Below are 6,000 nucleotides of genomic sequence, written 5' to 3'. Positions count from 1 at the left end.
CCAGGCCGGCCACGATGTCGCCAGCACCACATCCCTCTACACCGGTGTATCCAGCGACTACCGCACCCGCACACTGCGCCGCATGCTCGATCAGACCGTCAAAGATGCGCTCTCCTTCGGGGAAGAATCATCATGAAACGCGAAGTCGACTACACCTGGCGCCTCGCCGAGCTCATGGCCGCGCATGGCATGCACAACAGCACTGACCTGATCCCCCGCCTGGCCGAACGTGGCATTCAGCTCTCCCGACCCCAGGTCTACCGTGTTGTCCACCAACGGCCCGAACGTGTTTCGCTGCAACTGATGGCCGCGCTATGCGACATCCTCGGCTGTGGCGTGGAGGACCTGGTGACCGTCACTGCCACCGACGTCCGACGCCGGAAGACCGCATCCGGGGCAGCCGCTACCCCGCCGCCGAACGTGGTCGAACTCAACAAGTCGGTCCGGCCACGGCGAGCGCGGATCATCACCGATGGCCCCGATTAATCCCAAGCCACGATCCAGGCGCCGCGGACGCCCACCCGTCACCACCGGTCACTACGAATGCAGCCGCTGCCATCGCAAGGCCAACACACTGCGGGCCTACTGGCCCGGCGATCAGCTGTGCCACAGCTGCTTCTACACTGCGATGCGCACCCACGGCATCTGCCCCAACTGCGGGCACGACGGCGTCCTTCCCGGCCGCCTCAACCGCACCGACCCACGGCCGGTCTGCCTGACCTGCGCCGCCATCCCCGGCGATTACGCCTGCCGCACCTGCGGCCACGAAGGCGAAATCCACCGCCGCGGCGAATGCGCACGATGCGCTCTACGCGACGACCTGTGCAAAATCCTGCTGCACCATCCCGCCGACCCGGCCGCCATGGAAACCCTCCTCGAAGTGCTCTGCGGCGTCGACCGGCCCGAAAGCATCCTCACCTGGAAGCGCAACATCCAGGTACTGCAGCTCCTCGGCGGAATCACCTCCGGCGCAATACCCCTCACCCACGACGGCCTCGACACCGCCGGCCCGGGCCGACACATCGAACACCTACGCAGCATGCTGGTGCACCACCACCTCCTCCCACCACGCGACGAACACCTCGCACGATTCGAACGCTGGCTCGCCACCAAACTCGACGCCATCGACTCCCCGACAGTGCGAGGACCCGTGGAGCAGTTCGCCACCTGGCACCACCTGCGCCGCCTGCGCAGCGAGTCCAAGCCCGGCCAAGGAACCGACGGACCCAAACGCGCAGCACAACAAGAGATCACCGAAACCATCAAATTCCTGACCTGGCTCGAGCAGACCCACGACCGCACCGCTTCAACCTGCAGCCAGCAGGACGTCGATGAATACCTGGCCTCAGGTCCGACCACCCGCCATTCGATCCGGACGTTCTTCGTCTGGGCCAAACGCAGCAAGATCAACACCTCAATCACCATCGAGCACCGACAAGCCAGAACATCCCCGACCATCACCCAAGACCAGCGCCTCGCGTGGCTCAAAGAACTCCTCACCGGCGACTCCGAGAGTCTTCCCTACCGGATCGCTGGAATCCTGCTGCTGCTCTACGCGCAGCCGTTGACGAAGATCGCCGGCCTGCAGACCACCGCTGTCATCCGGGTAGGCGCCGAGACCCGTATCGCGCTGGGCAAAGAACCCACCCCGGTGCCCGAGCCGTTCGCCTCCCAGCTGCACCATCACCTCTACAACCGGCCCAATCAACGCACCACCGGCGGAGCCATCGCCACGCCCTGGCTGTTTCCCAGCAGCCGGGCTGGCCGTCACCTCGACCCGCAATCAATCATGCATCGGCTTCGATGGCTCGGCATCGAGTTGCTGGGCTCACGCAACAGAGCCCTTCGCGAACTCGTATCGCAAATACCGCCACCGGTCGTCGCCGAAATGCTCGGCTACAGCGACCAAGTCACCCAAAAACACGCCGCCGAAGCCGGCAACACCTGGGCGCAGTACGCATCCGCCACCGATCGGAAGCACACTCCGACAACACCACCTGGACGAACCATGACGACCGACTCTCCGCAGGTTTGCCCCACCGACGACAAAGACGAACCGGACACGGATACCTCCGAGCCCACGTTGTTCGACCTCGATCCCCCGGTTCGGCCCTACGACGTCCACATTGAGTCACTAGGAGCCGCGGCGGCCGCATTCGACGACGCCCGCGGCGCGGTCCAGGTGGCCACGAACGCCCTCGGTCAGGCGCGCGCGACAGCTAAAGCAGCCAAAACGCAGCTCACCGACGTAGTGCTCCAGGCGCATCTGGCCGGCGTATCTTGGGCGAAAATAGGTGAGGCCCTGGGTATCTCGCAGCAATCGGCCTATCAACGCTGGGCTCGACGTTTACGCGAGGACGATAACGCGACAATTCACGATGTCGAGGACGGCGATGAATCCGAAATCCCGATCTCCTAGCTGACACCGTAAACGACCTCAAGCCGCACCCAAGCCGCCGATACCCATCGATGACTCCACGAGCCTTCCACGACCCCATCTCTGAGCGCCGATCCAGCAGACAGACCGATCGCACCGAATACAGCGGAATCACCCCACCGAGGCGCGACTTGCATTGGTGTGAGACGTATTCCACCTAGCTGCCGTGTCTTCGAAGCGCTGATGACGCGGCAATGGCCGCTGCGACCGCGAAACCAGCGACAGCGGTAGCGAGCGTGAATTGCTCACCGAAGGCGCCGATGCACAAGCCGCCCAGGACCGCTCCCAAAGCGCCCATCGTCTGATTAATGGAGCGCCTCGTGGCGTTCACGCGCCCGAGCAGCCGGTCCGGTGTAAGCGTCTGCCAGTAGCCCATCTCGTTGGCATTCTCGATGCCGGCTGCGATCCCTTGGAATCCCAACGCAACGAAAATCACTGCATCGCCCAAACTGGATTCAGGGGCGCAGGCCACGAGCAGCCACGTGATCGGGTATGCGGTGCGCGCCAGAATGATCACCCGTCCCACCCCTATTCGGTCACCGGTCGACGGTGCCAACGAGGCCCCGATCAGACTCGCGACACCGAAGACCGTCAATAGCATTCCGAATGCGTAGGGGGTGAACCCCATGGAGCGCAGGGCCAGCAGGGAAAGCGCTGTCATCGCTGCCCCGTTGGCGAGGAACCATATGTGTGTCGACACTGCCAGCGGACCGAGAGTCCGGTGGCGGTAAGTCCATTTCAGGCCTTCGCCGATCTCGTGACGGAGGTGGCGCGAGCGTGGTTCTGGTTGGGGTTCGGGGGCATGGACGCTCGCAATCAGCACAGCCTCGACGAGGTAACTGATCGCGTCGACGACGATGGCCGCGGGAGCGCCCAAGAGGCCCACGAGTCCACCGCCCATCGCCGGGCCGAGGGTTTGGGCGGCAGCGTCGGCCTGATCGAGACGCGCGTTCGCCGCAACCAATTGTCCCGTCGGTACCAGTCGGGGAAGCAATGATTGCGTGGCGGCGAACCCGAATACCGAGAACGCCCCGAACGCCAGCAACGCGACGACCAGCATCCACATCTGCAGACTGCCGGCCAACCACAGAACTGGAACCAGCCCCAGGCTCAGAGCACGCCCCACGCTGGCCCACACCAGCACAGGTTTGCGGCGCCAGTGGTCGACATACACCCCGGCGACAAGTCCAAGGGCCGCGTACGGAACAAACTGTGCGGCGTTGACCACGCCAACCTCGAATGGGCTGGCACCGAGCAACTGGACGACCAAGACGGGCATCGCGACCGCAGAGATCGCCGACCCGATGGAACTGAGTGCCGCAGCCACCCAAAAACGAACAAAAGCCGAGCGAGTACCTTCACCCGCACTATCCCCCACGACACCACTGTCTCACGGCGAACAGGCAGCTCGAGACCAGTCTAAAATACCTTTCGATCGGTAGGACTCGATATCTGGTCGAGAGCCGACACTGCTAACACCTTGCCCGTTCTGTGGACAAGCCACTGGGCCCCGATCACCTCTGAAGGCAGCGGGGGGTGCGCGTGCTCGCAGTTCGTTTGGTTACCCGCGGAGTACTACTGGCGATTCGTGGTTGCTGTTTGCGATCAGGATCGTCGCTCGATCCTGAGGCTTGCATTCTCGGAAGTAGCGGCGCTGCGCTTCAACATAGCGCCGCATGGTGGGATGGTCCGGGTCTGGGTTACTTCCATCTCGCAAGGCCATCCTTCGTGCGGTTTCGATGAAGGGAACATCGAGGAACACGGATAGGTCCCAGCTAGTGGCAAGCTCGTTGCGGTGCAGGAAGATTCCGTCCACCACGAGCACTGTGCCCGGGGCGGCCAGCTGCGGCTCCGGCATGAGAATCGTGTCAGTGGTGACGTCATGGCAGGCGGTGCGGTATCGCCGAGATCCGCCGGGCCGAAACGGGACAAGGACATCGGTATAGAACTGGCGATAGTTGTAGGAGTCTGACCAGAACCCCTCAGGCGAACTACGGCCCAGCCGGTACCGAACCTCGCGGGTGTTGTGAAAGTCGTCGAGTGATACTCGGACGACTGGTCGTTGTCGGTCTCGTAGAAGTTCGGCTAGTGCGTCCGCGAAATGGGTCTTGCCGGCACCGTCGGGCCCGTCGATCGCGATCCTCGGGCAACGCTGACCGTCGAAGACAGGAATCCGCGCCGCGACGAAGTCCAACGCATCCACTCGACCGAAAGCAGCGCTCATCACCGGCGGTCCTGCGTATCACCGGCCAGAAGCGCATGCACGTGCATGTCGTGCCAGCCGTCAGCGTGCAACGCAGCACTCCGCCGGATGCCCTCCACGCGAAACCCGGCCTTCTCCGCAACCCGACAAGAGGCGAGGTTGGCGACCGAATGCTCCAACCCAATCCGCTGGAAACCGACTTCACGGAATGCCCACTGACACAAAGTAGTAAGGGCTTGAGAACAGAGTCCTCGTCCACGCCACGCTGGCGCCATCCAGTACGCCGCTTCAGCTGAACCATCGTGCAAATCCACGCATTTGAGCGAAATACGGCCGGTCAATGAATCGCTGGTGCGGTCAACCAGCGCCCAATTCAACTGAGCCTCTGCAGTCCACCCGTCACGCCACTCGCTAATCCACTGGCGCGCTTCGTCCTCAGAATCGGCGCGCCGCACATGCCAGCGTTGGATCTCGGGGTCATTGAAGGCGTCCACGACCGCGCGAGCGTCAGACAGTCGCCACGGTCGGAGCAACGCAATAGAGCCCACCGACAACGACGGATGAGGAGACAGCGGATATCGCCGGCGGGATCAAAGTCGGCACACATGGCATCATCGCGCAAAATCCGAACCTAGACCAACGAGAACGCGGCATCCACGCGTAGGCCCTTCATCGCAAATCTTTGATCATAGCGATGCCGAGGGGTCCATTGCCTTGGCCCACCACGCGAAATCCCTTGCGCTCGTACAGATGTTTGGCCGGATTGCGAACATGGACATTAGTGCACATTGCTTCTGCATGTGGCGAAAGCTCGGCGAACAGTGCATCCAGAAGCAAGCCGCCGATGCCGGCTCCCCGCGAGCCTGGTGCGACAGCGATGCAGAGTTCCGGCAATGGCGACCCGGCCGCATCAGTGCGCAATGGCGGATTGCTATGGTACGTCCACACCGCACCGATAGCGATCGCGCTGTGATCCTCGGCAAGGATCGGCACGATGCCAACAGGTGGGAGCAATTCGAGCACTTCGCCGTCACCGGGGTCAGGAAGTGGCCAGTCTTCGATAATGCAGGCATGGCGGGCCATCTCGACGACGAAAGCGTGATCGTCAGCGGTCGCCGAGCGGAGTCGCACTCTGGACTGTGCCATCGGCAGATTGTGGCAGAAGTTCCCTGCTGCACGCATATCGATTTTTGACGAGATGGGATGTACGGGCGCGGCGCGAAACAGTCGCCAGCAAACATTCCGTGGACGGTTAACCAAGAGCCCAAAGGGCTTGCCAAGTGTGAGTCCATCACAGCTGCTGCCAGCCGCCCATCCCGAAACTGCCGACCCTATCGATATCAACAATCACCGGATTACG

The 6,000-nt window shown here is 62.8% G+C and carries 5 protein-coding genes and 2 pseudogenes; 3 read left to right on the top strand and 4 right to left on the bottom strand.

Annotated features, from left to right (window positions below):
• The 3 genes and pseudogenes from JF781_RS13965 to JF781_RS13955 form a co-directional block, all read left to right on the top strand.
• Positions 1–136 (top strand): annotated as a pseudogene (locus tag JF781_RS13965) (site-specific integrase); the annotation flags it as partial.
• Complete coding sequence (locus tag JF781_RS13960; RefSeq protein WP_225341256.1) at positions 133–486, top strand: helix-turn-helix transcriptional regulator; 354 nt, start codon at positions 133–135, stop codon at positions 484–486. The pseudogene JF781_RS13965 and the gene JF781_RS13960, both read left to right, overlap by 4 nt.
• A 142-nt stretch (positions 487–628) precedes the next feature.
• Positions 629–1,963, top strand: a pseudogene (locus JF781_RS13955) (hypothetical protein); the annotation flags it as partial.
• Positions 1,964–2,594: 631 nt separating this feature from the next.
• Here the strand turns inward: JF781_RS13955 and JF781_RS13950 are convergent.
• The 4 genes from JF781_RS13950 to JF781_RS13935 all read right to left on the bottom strand — a co-directional run bounded on the left by JF781_RS13950 (position 2,595) and on the right by JF781_RS13935 (position 5,786).
• Complete coding sequence (locus JF781_RS13950; protein WP_043988410.1) at positions 2,595–3,815, bottom strand: MFS transporter; 1,221 nt, start codon at positions 3,813–3,815, stop codon at positions 2,595–2,597.
• A gap of 183 nt (positions 3,816–3,998) precedes the next feature.
• On the bottom strand, positions 3,999–4,661 hold the full coding sequence (locus JF781_RS13945) for a uridine kinase (protein ID WP_043988409.1): 663 nt from the start codon (positions 4,659–4,661) through the stop codon (positions 3,999–4,001).
• Entirely contained in the window at positions 4,661–5,188 is a 528-nt protein-coding gene (locus JF781_RS13940) for a GNAT family N-acetyltransferase (RefSeq protein ID WP_225330065.1), read from the bottom strand. The genes JF781_RS13945 and JF781_RS13940 overlap by 1 nt, the downstream gene beginning before the upstream one ends.
• A 121-nt stretch (positions 5,189–5,309) precedes the next feature.
• A complete protein-coding gene (locus JF781_RS13935; protein WP_157835606.1) occupies positions 5,310–5,786 on the bottom strand; it encodes a GNAT family N-acetyltransferase in 477 nt (158 codons plus the stop codon).
• Positions 5,787–6,000 lie beyond the last annotated feature (214 nt).

The organism is Mycobacterium sp. WUMAC-067, assembly GCF_020217485.1.
Classification (GTDB): Bacteria; Actinomycetota; Actinomycetes; order Mycobacteriales; family Mycobacteriaceae; genus Mycobacterium.
This window is presented reverse-complemented; position numbering and strand designations above follow the sequence as displayed.

Excerpts from the sequence above, each read along its gene's own strand:
- JF781_RS13960 (WP_225341256.1), top strand. The coding sequence starts at position 133 with ATGAAACGCGAAGTCGACTACACCTGGCGCCTCGCCGAGCTCATGGCC.
- JF781_RS13945 (WP_043988409.1), bottom strand. The coding sequence starts at position 4,661 with ATGAGCGCTGCTTTCGGTCGAGTGGATGCGTTGGACTTCGTCGCGGCG.
- JF781_RS13935 (WP_157835606.1), bottom strand. The coding sequence starts at position 5,786 with ATGGCACAGTCCAGAGTGCGACTCCGCTCGGCGACCGCTGACGATCAC.